General features: G+C 66.0%; 16 protein-coding genes. 13 read left to right on the forward strand and 3 right to left on the reverse strand.

What is annotated here, in order from left to right; genetic code table 11:
- The 6 genes from D9X30_RS01565 to D9X30_RS01590 all read left to right on the forward strand — a co-directional run.
- On the forward strand, positions 1-284 hold a 284-nt coding region (locus D9X30_RS01565), incomplete at its 5' end, for a hypothetical protein (protein WP_228770802.1).
- Between the two features lie 148 nt (positions 285-432).
- Positions 433-2,124 (forward strand): AMP-binding protein, encoded by a 1,692-nt coding sequence (locus D9X30_RS01570; RefSeq protein WP_153946442.1) that lies wholly within the window; start codon positions 433-435, stop codon positions 2,122-2,124.
- Positions 2,125-2,140: 16 nt separating this feature from the next.
- Positions 2,141-2,536, forward strand: coding sequence for a DUF488 domain-containing protein (locus D9X30_RS01575; RefSeq protein ID WP_153946441.1), 396 nt, complete (start codon positions 2,141-2,143; stop codon positions 2,534-2,536).
- Between the two features lie 73 nt (positions 2,537-2,609).
- Positions 2,610-3,854 (forward strand): spore maturation protein, encoded by a 1,245-nt coding sequence (locus D9X30_RS01580; RefSeq protein WP_153946440.1) that lies wholly within the window; start codon positions 2,610-2,612, stop codon positions 3,852-3,854.
- 388 nt (positions 3,855-4,242) lie between these two features.
- A complete protein-coding gene (locus D9X30_RS01585; RefSeq protein ID WP_153946439.1) occupies positions 4,243-6,351 on the forward strand; it encodes an FUSC family protein in 2,109 nt (702 codons plus the stop codon).
- 117 nt (positions 6,352-6,468) lie between these two features.
- Positions 6,469-6,747 carry a DUF1488 family protein gene (locus tag D9X30_RS01590; protein WP_153946438.1) on the forward strand — a complete coding sequence of 93 codons (279 nt, stop codon included), beginning with the start codon at positions 6,469-6,471 and terminating at the stop codon, positions 6,745-6,747.
- A gap of 41 nt (positions 6,748-6,788) precedes the next feature.
- On the opposite strand, the gene D9X30_RS01595 is transcribed toward D9X30_RS01590, so the two are convergent.
- Positions 6,789-7,256, reverse strand: coding sequence for a universal stress protein (locus tag D9X30_RS01595; RefSeq protein WP_153946437.1), 468 nt, complete (start codon positions 7,254-7,256; stop codon positions 6,789-6,791).
- Positions 7,257-7,468: 212 nt separating this feature from the next.
- Between D9X30_RS01595 and paaA the strand changes: the two genes are divergently transcribed.
- From paaA to D9X30_RS01630, 7 genes are all read left to right on the forward strand, one after another.
- Positions 7,469-8,479: a 1,2-phenylacetyl-CoA epoxidase subunit PaaA gene (gene paaA, locus D9X30_RS01600; protein WP_153946436.1), complete on the forward strand. Its 1,011-nt coding sequence runs from the start codon at positions 7,469-7,471 to the stop codon at positions 8,477-8,479.
- Positions 8,480-8,492: 13 nt separating this feature from the next.
- Positions 8,493-8,783: a 1,2-phenylacetyl-CoA epoxidase subunit PaaB gene (gene paaB / locus D9X30_RS01605; protein WP_153946435.1), complete on the forward strand. Its 291-nt coding sequence runs from the start codon at positions 8,493-8,495 to the stop codon at positions 8,781-8,783.
- Between the two features lie 10 nt (positions 8,784-8,793).
- Positions 8,794-9,642, forward strand: coding sequence for a 1,2-phenylacetyl-CoA epoxidase subunit PaaC (gene paaC / locus D9X30_RS01610; RefSeq protein ID WP_153946434.1), 849 nt, complete (start codon positions 8,794-8,796; stop codon positions 9,640-9,642).
- 13 nt (positions 9,643-9,655) lie between these two features.
- Positions 9,656-10,297 (forward strand): 1,2-phenylacetyl-CoA epoxidase subunit PaaD, encoded by a 642-nt coding sequence (gene paaD, locus D9X30_RS01615; protein ID WP_228770801.1) that lies wholly within the window; start codon positions 9,656-9,658, stop codon positions 10,295-10,297.
- 13 nt (positions 10,298-10,310) lie between these two features.
- A complete protein-coding gene (gene paaE, locus D9X30_RS01620) occupies positions 10,311-11,396 on the forward strand; it encodes a 1,2-phenylacetyl-CoA epoxidase subunit PaaE (RefSeq protein ID WP_153946433.1) in 1,086 nt (361 codons plus the stop codon).
- A 218-nt stretch (positions 11,397-11,614) separates the two neighbouring features.
- A complete protein-coding gene (locus D9X30_RS01625; protein ID WP_153946432.1) occupies positions 11,615-12,412 on the forward strand; it encodes a DUF1835 domain-containing protein in 798 nt (265 codons plus the stop codon).
- A gap of 44 nt (positions 12,413-12,456) precedes the next feature.
- Entirely contained in the window at positions 12,457-13,074 is a 618-nt protein-coding gene (locus D9X30_RS01630) for a TetR/AcrR family transcriptional regulator (protein WP_153946431.1), read from the forward strand.
- Between the two features lie 40 nt (positions 13,075-13,114).
- On the opposite strand, the gene kefC is transcribed toward D9X30_RS01630, so the two are convergent.
- Positions 13,115-14,935 carry a glutathione-regulated potassium-efflux system protein KefC gene (gene kefC / locus D9X30_RS01635; RefSeq protein ID WP_153946430.1) on the reverse strand — a complete coding sequence of 607 codons (1,821 nt, stop codon included), beginning with the start codon at positions 14,933-14,935 and terminating at the stop codon, positions 13,115-13,117.
- A complete protein-coding gene (kefF, locus tag D9X30_RS01640; RefSeq protein ID WP_153946429.1) occupies positions 14,932-15,522 on the reverse strand; it encodes a glutathione-regulated potassium-efflux system oxidoreductase KefF in 591 nt (196 codons plus the stop codon). The genes kefC and kefF overlap by 4 nt, the downstream gene beginning before the upstream one ends.
- Positions 15,523-15,773 lie beyond the last annotated feature (251 nt).

Below are 15,773 nucleotides of genomic sequence, written 5' to 3' on the forward strand. Positions count from 1 at the left end.
GCCGAAGCTCCGTGGCGTTCGCCATCAAGCGCCCACACTTATCGGTTGTTTGTTTGTTAAAGAACCCGAGCGACCGGCTTTGCCGTTCGCTGTCGCTGCGTCTTTTGTCGCAGCGGAGAAACGAGATTATGCAGAGCATTCAACGTTTCGTCAACAGTTTTTGCAGAACTTTTTTCTGCCGGCCGGCGCCGCGAACTTCGCAACGCCAACCTCCTGCCAACCCCGCAACCGTTGTCGCTGCTGCGTTTGCAGCGCGCTTTGTGTTGCGAGGGGGCGAATATTAGATGGGATTGGCCGGGGGCGCAAGCGCTTTCCGCGAAAAGTTCAAAGCGCCCGAATCGGCCCAACTGTCACGGGGAAGACAGCCTTGGTTTCGGAACTGTCCTAAGCTGGCAGCCAACCTATCAGAAGACGCTGTTGAAGGAGACACCCATGACGCAATCCGTGCCCATCGACCGTTCATACGTGGTTGGTGCGACCGATATCCCGCTGTCCGACGATACGATCCCCGCGCTACTGGCGCGCGCCGTCACGGCAAACCCCGACGGTGACGCAGTGATCTTCAGGGAGCAGTCCATACGCTGGACCTGGCGGGAATTTTCCGATCAGGTCGATCAGTTGGCCACCGGCCTGCTGGCCAGGGGGATCTCCCCCGGCGACCGCGTAGGCATCTGGTCGCCAAACCGCGCCGAATGGCTGGTTACGCAGTTCGCGACCGCCCGGATTGGCGCAATCCTGGTCAACATCAACCCCGCCTACCGTCACGCAGAGCTGGAATACGCGCTAAACAAGGCTGGCGTGCGGATGCTGATCACGGCGACCCGGTTCAAGTCGAGTGACTATCTAGGCATGCTGCAGGCGCTGGCACCGGAATTGTCCGATGCGACGCCCGGACAGTTGCGCGCCGCCCGCCTGCCCCATCTAAAGTCAGTGGTTCGTCTGGGGGAAGACCCGACCCCCGGCATGCTCAACTATGCCAGCCTGCTGCAGCCGCCCGAACGCGGCGCGCTCGATACCGTCACCCGCCAGCTGGATGCCCAGGACGCGATCAATATCCAGTTCACCAGCGGCACCACCGGCAACCCGAAGGGCGCGACGCTGACCCATCACAACGTGGTCAACAACGGCCGCTTCGTTGCCATGGCCATGCGCCTGGGTGCCGCCGACCGCCTTTGCATTCCCGTCCCGCTATATCACTGCTTCGGCATGGTCCTGTCCGTGCTGGCCTGCGTGTCAGTCGGCGCCTGCATGGTCTTTCCGGGCGAGGCGTTCGATCCACTGGCGACCATGCAGGCCGTTTCCGACGAGCGATGCACCGCGCTGCATGGCGTGCCGACCATGTTCATCGCCCAGCTCGATCATCCGGACTTCCGCCAGTTCGATTTCTCTACCCTGCGCACCGGCATCATGGCTGGCGCCCCGTGCCCGATCGAAGTGATGAAGCGAGTGGTCACTGACATGCATATGGCGGAGGTGACCATTGCCTACGGCATGACGGAAACCAGCCCGGTGTCGTTCCAGAGCGCCACCGACGATCCGCTCGACAAGCGCGTGGCCACGGTGGGCCGCGTCCAGCCGCACCTGGAATGCAAGGTGGTCGATGCCACGGGCGACATCGTGCCGCGCGGCGAGACCGGCGAGCTTTGCACGCGCGGCTACTCCGTGATGCGGGGCTACTGGGACGACGACGAACGCACGCGCGAGGCCATCCGCGACGGCTGGATGCATACAGGCGACCTGGCCACCATCGATGCGGACGGCTATTGCAACATCGTCGGACGCGTCAAGGACATGCTGATCCGTGGCGGCGAGAACATCTATCCGCGCGAGATCGAGGAATTCCTGTTCCGCCATCCCAAAGTTCAGGCGGTACAGGTGTTCGGCGTGCCCGACCCCAAATACGGCGAGGAAGTCTGCGCATGGATCGTGCTCAAACCCGGACAGACCGCCACCGAGGACGATATCCGTGCCTTCTGCCGCGACCAGATCGCGCATTACAAGATTCCGCGCTATATCCGCTTCGTTGAAGAAATGCCGATGACCGTGACGGGAAAGGTGCAGAAGTTTGTCATGCGTGACACCATGATTCACGACCTCGGGCTGCAGCAGGCCGTCACGGCGTAGTTCTGGAGAATTTCCGATGACCATCCGCATCGTCAGGCTCGGCGAACCGCGCACCCAGGGCGAAGGCCTGCGCATGGGCACCGTGCGCCGCCCACCGCGCGGGGTGCCGAAAGCCGAATTCGCCAGCCGGGATTTCTACGATGTCTGGTATCCCGTGCTCTCGCCGTCCGCCGAACTGGTGTCGGAAGCCCTGGCAGCCCAGGCTGCCAACGATGCCAAGGCATGGCGCGCCTTCGAGAAGCACTTTCGTGCCGAGATGGCCCAGCCCGATGCCAGCCGCACGCTCGATCTGCTGGCCGCCTTCTCCCATCAGACGAATTTCTCGCTCGGTTGCTATTGCGAGGATGCGTCGCACTGCCATCGCTCGATCCTGCGCGCGTTGCTGGCGGAACGCGGGGCCGACATCGCGTGAGACCGGCAGGCTATGATGCTGGGCTTCGCCGCGACCCACGTGGCGAAGCCCTCCACTGGCCTTATTTACGTCGATGGCACTGAACCTCGTCTGGCTCGGATTCTTCCTACTTTCCTTCCTGGCCGCCTGTGTGCGGCTCATTGGTGGCGACACCACGGTGTTCCCCGCCCTGTTGACCAGCCTTTTCGACAGCTCCCGCACCGCGTTTGAGATTTCTCTCGGCCTGGTCGGCGTGATGAGCCTGTGGATCGGCATCATGCGGATTGGCGAACGCGCCGGAGTCATCGACCTGTTCGCGCGACTGGTGAACCCGTTGCTGCGCCATTTCTTCCCGGGCGTGCCGCAGGGGCATCCGGCGCAGGGCGCGATGATGATGAATGTGTCCGCCAATATGCTGGGGCTGGACAACGCGGCCACGCCGCTGGGCCTGAACGCGATGCGCGAACTGCAGTCGCTGAACCGGCAGCCGGACACGGCGACCAACGCCCAGATCATGTTCATCGTGCTGAACACGGCCGGTCTGACGCTGATTCCGACCTCGGTCATCGCCATTCGCCAGGCCATGGCCGTCAAGCAGGGGCTGGTCAATTTCAATGCCGCCGACATCTTCCTGCCCACGCTGCTGGCCACGGGCGCGTCGTGCCTGGCCGGGTTGCTGGCCGTGGCGTGGGTCCAGCGACTGAACCTGCTCAAGCCCGCCGTGCTGGCCGCCTTTGCGGTGGCGGGCGTTGCCGTGGCCGGCCTGTTCGCCTGGCTGCGGCACGCCCCGCCCGATCAGGTCAGCCAGATGACGGCGCTGGCGGGTAGCGGCTTTATCCTGTCGCTGATCACGCTGTTCCTGGTGTGCGGCGCGCTTCGCCGCGTCAATGTCTACGATGCCTTTATCGACGGCGCCAAGGAAGGTTTCAGCGTGGCCGTGCAGATCATTCCTTATCTGGTCGCGATCCTGGTGGCGATCGGACTTTTCCGGGCCAGCGGCTGCATGGACGTGGTCATGCAGGGGCTGACCGCCGGCTTTACGTGGCTGGGGGTCAACACCGACTTTGTGCCGGCACTGCCTGTCGGGCTGATGAAGATCCTGTCCGGAGCCGGCGCCCGCGGCCTGATGGTCGATGTGATGACCACCTACGGCGTGGATTCCTTCCAGGGGCGGCTTGCCGCCATCATCCAGGGATCGACGGAAACCACCTTCTATGTGCTGGCGGTCTACTTCGGCAGCGTCAATGTGCGAAATACCCGGCACGCCCTGGGCTGCGCCCTGTTCGCCGACGTCGTCGGCATGGGTGCCGCAGTGTGGATCGCCTACCTGTTTCGGTGACGTTCCCGACCTTGTTGTACGACAACAACGGTGATTGTGCTGGCTTGCAGTCATTTTTTTCGATGCCGCCTGGTGCGTCGCAACAAGTCGTGTATAGTGAAGTCTGTCTCCTCCACCACCTCGGTGGATTCCAACCCGCGCACAACCTGCGCGGGTTTTTTTTACCCAAAATCCGGGGAATCCCGCCCCGACCGAAGTTCTTTCAATCGTAGAACTTCGGAAATGTGACAATTGCACCGACCTGCGTCACATTTCCCGCCGTTGGTGCGATACCGCACAGTTGCCGGGCAAAGACGGCCGGATTCATGGAAATGTTGCGACGCAGCAATAGTCCCCGTAGAGTGGACTCCGTACTCACCCTGAGACGTCCACTCCAACGCCCCCGACCATGCGCCGCGTCCCGCGCTCCCTCTCCTTCTGGCCCGATTCCGCGTTCCTGCAGCGCGGCGTGGTCTATGCCGTTTCGTTTTTCGCACTGGCCGGCATTGCCTGGCTGACGGGAGACAACGGCTATCTGTGGTCGGCCACGGCTTCGATCTGGACGTGTCTGGCAGACCGGCAAGGCACGGCCGGCGCTCGCATGCGCGGGCTTGGCGCGGTGGGGATCGGCGGGGCGGCGGCCAGCGTGCTCGGTGCCAGCCTGGCGTCGTCGCCGCTGATCGCGCTGGCGGTCGTGGTCTGCGCGGGCCTGGTCGCCGGTCTGGCGGAAATACGAGGCCCCGCCGCCGCGCTGTGCTTCAAGCTGCTCTATGTCGTGCTGATCGCGGCGTGCCTGCAGCCAGTGGCCGAGCCGTCGGTGCTGGTTCATGCCTGGACGGCCGGTGTGGACTATTTGCGCGGCGGCGTGTTTGCGTGCCTGATCTCGCTGGTGCTGATTCCCTCGCAGCGCGATGCACGGCCCCGGCCAGAGATCACCGCCGTCTACGATGCGCTCCGGCGCTTTGCCGAGCACCTGGCGGCGCCGGGGGTGCAAGACACCTCGCTATACAAGAAAGAAATCCGCCTGCGGATCGAAGCCGCGCGCGCCGCCGTCATGGGCCGGCGCGGCATGGTCGATCCGGTCGGCATGCTGCACTACGCCTACGCGGTAACGGTGGCGGACGCCATCTTTGCGCTGCTGATCGTCGCTGGCGAACTGCGCGAGCGGGCGGGCGGACAGCACAGCCTGCCCCTGGTGTATGCCGCGCGCTGCCTGGCCGATACGCAGGCGCAGGTACGGCAGGCGCTGACCCGCCATGCGCCCGACCTGCCCGCCCTGAGCGCCATGCTCGATCGCGATGTGCGCAGGCTGATCGGCCAGCGCGCCAACGCCGGCGCCCCGCCGGCCTATCAGTCCGCCCTCGCGGCGCTGGCCCAGCATCCATCGTTCGATCGCTGGCGCGAATCGTTTGCCTGGCCCAATGCCGGATTGGCCGGCATCGTCGACCGGATCGGCCATACGCTTGCCGATATCGCCGCACGTGATGCCAGAATCACGCGACATGCGCTGCGGATGGCGTTTGCCGGCGGCCTGAGCCTGCTGCCATCGCAACTGCTGCAGGTCGACCATGGCTATTGGGTGGCTGTCACGGTGATCATGGTATTGAGTCCGCGCCTGCAAACCACGCGGCAGATCTCGTTCCACCGCTTTGCCGGCTCGCTGGCTGGCGCGCTGCTGGCTTGCCTGGTGGGCCTGGCCCATCCAAGCCCGACACTGGCGCTCGGGTTGAGCGCCATGTTCCTGGCCGCCGCCTACGCCCTGCGGCTGGCCGGCAGCGCCGGCGGCTTCGCATTCTGCCTGACGCCGGCGGTCATTCTGTTTTCGTGGCTGGGCGAGCCCGCGTCGAGCAGCAGCCATGTGGCGGCGCTGCGCGGCATGGATACGGCCATCGGATGCCTGATCGCGCTGGCCAGCTATTACATACTGGCCCCGCGCGCCGAGTTGTCGCGGGCGTACCGGCACAGCCTGGACGCGCTGTCCGTCAATGCCGTCTACCTGCGTGCCGCAATCAGCACCGCCCGCAGCGTCACGCCGGCCCGCATGCGGCTGGAAGCCCTGCGCGTGGCGGCCGGCAGGGCTTCCACTCGTGCCGAAGACACGCTGGCCCAGTGCGCCGCAGACCTCGACCCACGCCTTGGCGCGGCCCATGCCGCCCTGCATGTCACGGCGCGACGCATGGCGTCGCTGGCCGGCCTGGTCCGGGCGGGCGCGGAATCGGGTGAAGTGCATGCCGCGCCCGGTGCCGCCATTCAATCGCTGCTCACCGATCTGGAAGCCCGCCTGGCCGAAGTGGCCGTTCGGCCGGGCCGTACCGGGGTCAGTGCCGCGATTGCCTCCGCGCGCATGGCGCCGCTGACGCCGTCCGATGCCCCGTTCGAGCACTTCCTGGCCGAACAGTGCACCTACGCGGATGCGCATATCGATAGCGCCCATCAAACCGTTTCCCACCTGCGCGCGCTGGCGGCCGAGCAGGCCGAGGCGGGGCGCGTCCGGCTGCCGGGCGCGCGCGCCGGCTGACGCAGCGGATCGGGGCTTGCCCTGAGACACGGGCCTGCCCACTTGCCAGGCCACCGCGATTGCCTATATTGAACGGATATCCGCGATTTCCCCGTTCCCGGCAAGACGAGGCACGCCATGGTCGATATCACCTTCCCCAGCGCCGTTCCCACCTACTGCGGGGCCAGCCTGACGCTGTCCTGCCCCGCCACCGTGAACGGCACCCGGTCGCAATACTCGGTCACGGCAGAAGCACTGGAAGCCTATTGCGGGGCGCAATCGGCACGCGAGGAGGATCTCGTCCGCGCCTTCACCAGCAACCGCAGGCGTATCGAACAGCTCGCGGAAACGCTATTCGAGCTGACCGAAGCCCGTGAGATCGTGCTGCGCGGCGGCCATTTCCGGTTCGCCGGCTGACCTCCGCGCCGGCGGCGCCCGGAACGACTACCTGTCAACGATCAATCGGCGGATGCCTTGCCGCGCACCAGCAGCACCGGCGTCGTCGATTGGCGAATCACGGCCTCGGCCACGCTGCCCAGCACCAGACGACGTACGCCCCGGCGGCCATGGGTGCCGATGACCAGCAGGTCCGCGCCCCATTCGCTGGCGGCCGCATTGATCGATCCCGCGATGTCGCCGATCACGGCCGGATCGGTCACCAGCTTCGTCTCGAAGGGCACGCCGGCATTGCCGAGCACCCGGCTGGCGGCCTCGAGCGCCTTCTTGCCGCTGTCCACATAGGCCCGTTCGATCTGCGTGGGATCGTAGAAACCCGCATCGAACAGCATCACGCCGTTGTCGACCACATAGAGCGCCAGCACGGTGCCGCCGCCGCTGGCCACCCGAATCGCCTCCTGCAGTGCCAGATCCGACGTGCTGCTGCCATCCACAGCCACCGCGATCTTGCCGTAAGCCTTGCTCGACATAGCTTTGCCCTCCATTAAGACGTGGAAGCTCGATACTACACGTGGCGCCGAATCCACGTGTCCATCGTAAAACTCTTAAATTGACCGACCAGTCGGTTTATATTTATATTTAGCCGACTGACCGACCCCACAACAGTCCGCGCCGTTCCCGGCCGCGCCAGCGCACCACAAACAGGTCGGCCCCCGCCAAAGACGAAAGTCAAGGAGACGTGATGTACACACAGAGCCTCGACCTGCCAGGCCAGCCGCAGCATGGGCCCACATCGGCCAACGCCGACCAGGCCGCACGGCAGGCCGCCTTTGACGCGCGCATCGCCGAAGACGCCAAGATCGAGCCGATGGACTGGATGCCCGAGGCCTACCGCAAGACGCTGGTGCGGCAGATTTCGCAACATGCGCATTCGGAAATCATCGGCATGCAGCCCGAGGGCAACTGGATCAGCCGCGCCCCGTCGCTCAAGCGCAAGGCCATCCTGCTGGCCAAGGTGCAGGACGAAGGCGGCCACGGCCTCTATCTATATAGTGCGGCCGAAACGCTCGATGCATCGCGCGACGCCCTGCTCGATGGCCTGCACAGCGGCCGCGCCAAATATTCGTCGATCTTCAACTACCCCACGCTGACCTGGGCCGACGTCGGCGTGATCGGCTGGCTCGTGGATGGCGCGGCGATCATGAACCAGATCCCGCTGTGCCGCTGCTCGTACGGCCCTTACGCGCGGGCCATGATCCGCATCTGCAAGGAAGAGTCGTTCCACCAGCGCCAGGGCTTTGACGCGCTGTTGAGCATGATGCGCGGCACCGAAGCCCAGCGCGCCATGGTGCAGGACGCCGTGGACCGCTGGTGGTTTCCGGTGCTGATGATGTTCGGGCCGCCGGACGCGGCGTCCACCAACAGCACCCAGACCATGGCCTGGGGCATCAAGCGCATTTCGAACGACGACCTGCGCCAGAAGTTCGTCGATGCCACCGTCGAGCAGGCCAGGGTGCTGGGCGTGACGCTGCCCGACCCCGGCCTGGTCTGGAACGACGAGCGCGGCCACTACGACTACAGCCCGCTGGACTGGGAAGAATTCTGGCGCGTGATCAACGGCGACGGCCCCTGCAATCGCGAGCGGCTGGCCACGCGCGTGAAGGCGCACGAAGACGGCGCCTGGGTACGCGAGGCGGCGCTGGCCCATGCCGAAAAGCGCGCCCGGCGCGCATCCCCGGCCAAGGCGGCCTGACCCGGAGACCACCATGACGCAACAAAAGGAATGGCCGCTGTGGGAAGTTTTCGTCCGTAGCAAGCAGGGCCTGGAACACAAGCACTGCGGCAGCCTGCACGCCGCCGACGCGCAGCAGGCGCTGCACATGGCGCGCGATGTCTACACGCGCCGGCAGGAAGGCGTGTCGATCTGGGTGGTGCCGTCGGCGGCCATCACGGCCAGCGCGCCGGCCGAAAAGGCGGAGCTGTTCGACCCGGCCGCCGACAAGATCTACCGCCACCCCACGTTCTACCAGTTGCCCGACGAAGTGAACCATATGTAAGGCCGGCCCCATGACGCAACCCAACGTAGCCGACGGTATCGCCCTGGCACGCCTGCCGCTGGCGCAGACGGCCCCCCTGCAATACGTGCTGCGCCTGGCCGACAACGCGCTGATCCTGGGTCAGCGCAACGCCGAATGGTGCGGCCACGGCTCGGTGCTCGAAGAAGACATCGCGCTGGCCAATATCAGCCTCGACCTGATCGGCCAGGCACGCCTGCTGTACAGCCACGCCGGCGCGCTGGAAGGCCGGCTGACTGGCCGCGTGCGCCACGAGGACGACTACGCCTACTGGCGCAGCGAACCGGAATTCCGCAACTGGACGCTGCAGGAACTGCCGCACCACGGCCCGCTGGCCGGCACGGCGCGCGCCGACCGCGACTACGCGGTCACCCTCATGCGCAACTTCCTGTACAGCGCGCTGATGGCCGAACTCTGGCCGGCGCTGGCGCTCAGCACCGACACCGAGCTGGCGGCCATTGCGGCAAAGTCGGCCAAGGAGGTGCGCTACCACCTGCACCATGCCGCCGACTGGGTGGTGCGCCTGGGCGACGGCACCGATGCGTCGCACGCGCGCATGCAACGGGCGCTCGATCACCTGCTGCCCTATATGAACGAGTGCTTCGTCGATGATGCGGTGGAGCAGCAAGTGGCTGCGCAGGGCGTGGGCGTGCTGACGTCCAGCCTGCGCGCGGCCTGGGAGGCCACCGTTGCCGCCACGCTCGATGACGCCACCCTGCGGCGCCCGGCGCCGTCGGCCTTCGTGTCCACCGGCAAGCACGGCGTGCATTCCGAACACATGAGCTACCTGCTGGCCGAACTGCAGGGGCTGGCGCGGGCCCATCCGGGCGCGCAGTGGTAATGCGAGGCCGGCCATGCGCACCGTTCCCGCACCGATGACACGGGCTCCGGCATCGCCATTCGCGCCGACATTCGCGCCGACATTCACCCACGGCGACGGCTCCACGCCCGCCGGTTCCGCGGTTTCGCCCGAAGACCGGCTGGCCCGCGCCTGGGCCGCGCTGGAAGCCGTGCCCGACCCCGAGATCCCGGTCGTGTCGATCCGTGACCTCGGCATCCTGCGCGACGTGGCGATGGCCGATGACGGCCAGACCATCGAGGCCATCATCACCCCCACGTATTCGGGCTGCCCCGCGATGTCGCAGATCGAGGAAGACGCCGGCCGCGCGCTCGAAGCAGCCGGCCTGGCACCGTGGCGCGTGCGCACCGTACTGGCACCGGCCTGGACCACCGACTGGATCACCGAAGCCGGCCGCGCCAGCCTGCGTACGTTTGGCATCGCGCCGCCGGGACAATGCGCCAGCCCGGCCGCGCACGGTGGCAACGTCCAGCCAATGCGCTTCGTGCCGCGCCAGCCGCAGGCGCCGGCCATTGCATGCCCGCGCTGCGGCAGCGTCCACACGCAGGAGCTGTCGCGCTTTGCCTCCACGGCCTGCAAGGCGCTCTACCGCTGCCTGGATTGCCGCGAGCCGTTCGACTACTTCAAACCCTATTGAGCACCGCCGGCCCATGACCCCACAGTTCCATCCGCTACGCGTGGCGCAGGTTCGCCCCGAGACGCCGGACACGGTCTCGATTGCCTTCGATGTCCCGCCGGACCTGCGCGATGCCTACCGCTTCACGCAGGGCCAGTTCCTGACGATCAAGGCGCCCGTCGAGGGCAAGGACCTGCGCCGCTCGTACTCGATCTGCTGCGGCGTGCAGGATTACGACGATCACGGCGAACTGCGCGTGGCCGTAAAGCTGGTGGACGACGGCGTATTCTCCACGTGGATCCATGACACCGTGGCCGTCGGCCAGGTGCTCGACGTCATGACACCCGATGGCCGCTTCCACGTGCCGCTCGATCCCGATGCATCGCGCCACTACGTGGCCTTTGCGGCCGGCAGCGGCATCACGCCGGTGCTGTCGCTGATCCGCACCACGCTGGCCCGGGAGCCCCGCAGCCGCTTCACGCTGGTCTATGGCAACCGCAGCGTCGATTCAATCATCTTCTCCGAAGCGCTCGAAGACCTGAAGAACCAGTATCTGTCGCGCTTCACGCTGTACCACGTGCTGTCGCGCCAGCCGCAGGAGGTGGATCTGCTGCATGGCCGGCTCGACCGCGACCGCGTGACCGCGTTCCTGCAGACCCTGCTGCCCGTGGACGACATCGACGCTGCCTTCGTGTGCGGCCCCGCGTCGATGATCGACGAAGTCGAGGAGGCCCTCAAGGCCGCCGGGCTGGACCCGCACCGGATCCACGCCGAGCGATTCGGTGTGCCGCTGACCCAGCCCCGCCCGGCCCCGCCCGCCCATGCCGACCAGGCAGGCACCGCCGAACTGGTGGTGGTGCTGGACGGCAAGCAGCACAAGATGCGCCTGCCTTTGACCGATGGCAAAGTGCTGGACACCGCGCTGGCCGCCGGGCTGGATCTGCCTTATGCCTGCAAGGGCGGCGTCTGCTGTACCTGCCGCGCCAAGGTGCTGGAGGGCAAGGTCGAAATGGAAAAGAACTACACGCTCGAACCGTGGGAGATGGAAAAGGGCTTTGTCCTGACATGCCAGGCGCGCGCGCTGACGCCCCGGGTGGTGGTCAGCTACGACGAACGGTAAGGGCCGACCAGCGGGGCTGACCGATGTCAAGGGTGTCGAGCCTATGGCGGGAATCCCACATGTCAGACAGCCGCCGATGCCCGGCCGGCGTCGCACCGTGATTACAATGGCGGAACACGCTTCATGCGTCGCATCGCCCGCCGGGCGGCCGCCTGCCGGCGGTGGCGGCGGCCGCATGCGGAGGTCCGGCACCCGTCGCACCCTATACAATCACGGTCATGCAATACATACATGTCGTCAACGGCGATGTCGCGGGCAACACGCTGCGCCAGGCTCTGGCCCAGGCTGCCCGGCCCGACCCGGTGGTCGTCCTGCGCGACGATCTTGCCGTGGGCCCGATCGCCGATATCGACAGTACCGGCCTGATCCGCTCGGGCTTCTGGCAGCGCGTGGCGCCGCACACCGATATCGACTTCGGGGCCGAGATGCGCCAGGCGCTGGACCAGCTCCAGCAACTGCGTCGCGACGACATGGAAGTGGCCATCTGGCATGGCCAGAGCGCATCGGACCAGCTGATGCTGCGCCGGGTGGTGTTCCACCTCTATCAGGCCCCGCAGCGCATCAACGAAGTGGCGATGGACCTGCGCGAGCTGGAAGCCCCCACGCACGGCAGCCTGACCGCCATCGGCATGTATCCGTCCGCCCGCCTGGCACGTCGCTTTTCGACGATCGCGCCGGTCTCGGTGCTGCGCCTGGGCCGGCTTGGCTACGAGTGGCAGCAGAACGTCAAGGAAAACGCCGATGTGCGGCTGTGGAAGGGCAATACGCTGGTGCCGGCGGCCTATCACAACGTCGACGACGTGATCCTGGAGCGCGCCCCGGACGACTGGACGCCGGCCGCGCAGGTGGTGGGCAGCGTGATGGGTGCCATCGAAGGCCTGCTGGCCAGCGACTGGTTCGTCTTCTGGCGCTGCCGCGAGCTGGTCAGCACCGGGCCGCTGGCGCTGCGCGGCGACCCGCAAAGCCTCGAATCGTGCGAGATCCGCCGCAACCCTCTCGCCGCCCACACCGATTGACGCCGTACCGATAACAGAACAACAGGCGGATCGATCCGACCCCTATGGCACGAACCAAGGCGCCCGATTTCGAGGCGCAACGCGAACAGATTCTCGACCTGGCGGCCGCCGCCTTTGCCGCCTCCAGCTACCCCAGCACCTCGATGGCCGACCTGGCTGCGGCCTGCGGCACGTCCAAGGCCCGGCTCTACCACTATTACGAGAGCAAGGAAGCGATCCTGTTCGACCTGCTGGACCGCTACACCCGGCAGCTGATGCAGATCGTCACAGATGTGGAGGCCGAAGGCACGCGCCAGTCGCGCAACCATCGCGAGACATTCGGCCATCTGCTGCGCGCCTTCCTGGCTGAATACGAGACATCGCAAACGCGCCATATCGCGCTGATCAACGATGTGAAGTTTCTGGCCGAGGAGCAGCGCGACCAGATCCTGCAACGCGAGCGCGACGTGGTGGCGGCGTTCGCCCGACTGCTGCAGCGCGCCTATCCGGAGCGCGTGACACGCGACAACCAGACGGCGCTGACCATGACCGTGTTCGGCATGATCAACTGGACCTTCACCTGGCTCAAGCCCGGTGGCCGGCTGTCCTACGCGGCGTTCGCCGAGATGGTGGTCGGGCTGCTCGAACACGGCCTGGCACCGGGCATGCCGGGCGCCCGCTGAGCCAGTCAGGCCGGCCTGGCGCACGGCTGCCGGGGCAACCTCAGGACCATTCGGCATCTTCCAGCTTGCGCCGCTGGTCGCGGTCCTGGCGGAACATCTCCTCCAGTTCGTCGCGCGCCTGCTTGGCCATCGAGACCAGCGTTTTCTGATCCTTGTAGTACGGGTAGAAACGGTCGATGGCCTCGATATTGTGGCGCCGGAAGCGCAGCGCCACGCTGCGCGCCTCCACCCGGTCAAAGCCCAGTCCCTCCAGCACCTTGCGTCCCAGCATCAGCGAACCTTCAAACATCTCGCGCTCGTAGTTGTCGATGCCGATGCCGCGGTCCATAAGCTGGTAGACGTGCGACACATGCCGCGCGCGCGTGTAGATCTTCAGGTCCGGCCAGCGGTGGCGCACCTTGTCGATCAGGCCCAGGTTGTCGTCCAGGTCCTCGATGGCCACGATCAGGATCTTCGCCTCGCCGGCGCCAGCCGCTTCGAGCAGATCCATGCGCGTGGCATCGCCATAGAAGATCTTGAAGCCGTACTGGCGCAGGAATTCGATCTGATCGGGATCATGGTCGAGCACGGTCACGCCGATGCCCTGCGCATACAGCAGGCGCCCGATGATCTGGCCGAAACGGCCAAACCCGGCAATGATCACAGGATTGTGATGATTGGTGATCTCGTCGTCGGGCCGCTTCGACATCGCGTTCAGACGCGGCGCCAGCAACTGGTCGAACAGCAGCAGCAACAGCGGCGTGGCCACCATCGACAGCGCCACGATCAGCACCAGCAGCGCCTCGGTTTCCTTGGGCAGCAGGCCGACCGTGCGCGCCTCGGCAAACACCACGAACGCGAATTCGCCGCCCTGCGAGATCAGCAGGCCAAACAGCAGCCACTGGCCGCGCGACACCCGGAAACGCCTGGCGAGCAGCGTCAGTACCGCCGTCTTGATCAGCACGAACGCCGCCACGAAGCCCATCACCTTGCCGGGCTGCTGGGCAAGGATGCCGAAATCGATCGACATGCCCACCGCCATGAAGAACAGTCCGAGCAGCAGGCCCTTGAATGGCTCGATGTCGGCCTCCAGCGCATGGCGATATTCCGAGTCCGCCAGCAGCACACCGGCCACGAAGGTGCCAAGCGCCATCGACAGGCCCACGGCGTCCATCATCAGCGCGATGCCGACCACCAGCAGCAGCGAAAACGCGGTGAACATCTCGCGCATGCCGGTGCGGGCAATCACGCGCAAGGCCGGCCGCACCAGGTAGCGGCCGCCCACGACCACCGCGCCAATCACGGCCACCGCCTTGGCGGCGGTCTGCCAGTTCTCCGGGCCGTGGGCCGTGGCACCTGCGCCGTCCGCGGCCAGCAGCGGCAACAGCGCGATCATCGGAATCGCGGCGATATCCTGGAATAGCAGAATGCCGAAGCTGGCGGCGCCGGCGCCGGTCTGCATCAGGTTGCGCTCGGCCAGCGTGGCGAACGCAATCGCCGTGGACGACAGCGCCAGGCCCAGTCCGGCGACGATGGCCACCTGCCAGGGCGCGCCGAACAGCGCCGCAACAATGCCGATGGCCAGCGCGCACGCCGTCATCTGTATCGAACCGTAGCCAAAGATGCTCTGCTTCAGCGCCTTGAGCTTGCGCGGCTCCAGTTCGAGCCCGATCACGAACATCATCAGGACGACGCCGAACTCCGAGAAATGGAGGATCGACTCGACGTTGGTCACCAGGCGCAAGGCAAACGGCCCGATGGCGGCACCCGCGATCAGGTAGCCCAGCACCGCGCCCAGCTGGAATCGGCGCGCGACCGGCACGGCCACCACGGCTGCCACCAGGAACACCAGCAGGGCAATCAGGAAGTCATGCTGGTTCATTGCGCGTCCTCCCCGCTGACCTCGGATGCCGGCCATTCCTGTGTTTCCGGGGGCAGCGGCGGGGCCGTCAGGTGGCGCGCCACATGTTCGATGTGCAGCGCCACGGCGTCGGTGTCGGCGCGGTCGGCATCGTGCAGCACGACCGGGGGCATCCAGCTCATGCCGCACTGCAGGGCGGTCTGCTCCAGCGGCAGCAGGAAATCGCCGATCGGATGGCCGTGGGCGCCGTCGGGACCGTAAGCATCGGCCTGGCCGCCCGCGCTGACCACGGCCAGCATCGACTTGCCGCGCAGCGCCGTGCCGCCCGGACCGTAGGCCCAACCCAATTCGAGCACGTCGTCGAGCCAGAGCTTCATCAGCGCCGGCACGCTGTACCAGCGCACCGGAAACAGCAACACCACGGTTTCGGCGGTCGATAGCAGCCGCTGTTCCGCTACGACGTCGATGTCGTAGTCGACATAGAGTTTGTAGAGCTCACGCACTGCCACATGGGGCAGTTCGGCAAGGGCTTCGGCAAGGGGATGGTTGACGCGCGAGCGTCGGGGCGCGGGATGCGCATAGATCACAACAATCGGTGGCTCGTTCATGAATGGGGCTTTGTCTTTCCCTTGGGGGATCGATGCGACAGACAAGCCAGCCGGTGCGGCGTTGCAGCAAATCCACAACCCACACACCAGCGGCGTCCCAGCCGCGTTCATAACCTTTTGAATTGTCAGCGTTTTTTGATATGCACCGGTTTCGCGCCACAGTTTGGCGGACGGGTAGCTTACGCGATACTGACAATTCCACTACAATACTTTTCGCGCCGCAGCAACCTAGTGTTTGCCCGAATCCCGCA

The sequence above is a fragment of the Cupriavidus sp. U2 genome, from assembly GCF_009663685.2.
Classification (GTDB): Bacteria; Pseudomonadota; Gammaproteobacteria; order Burkholderiales; family Burkholderiaceae; genus Cupriavidus; species Cupriavidus necator_C.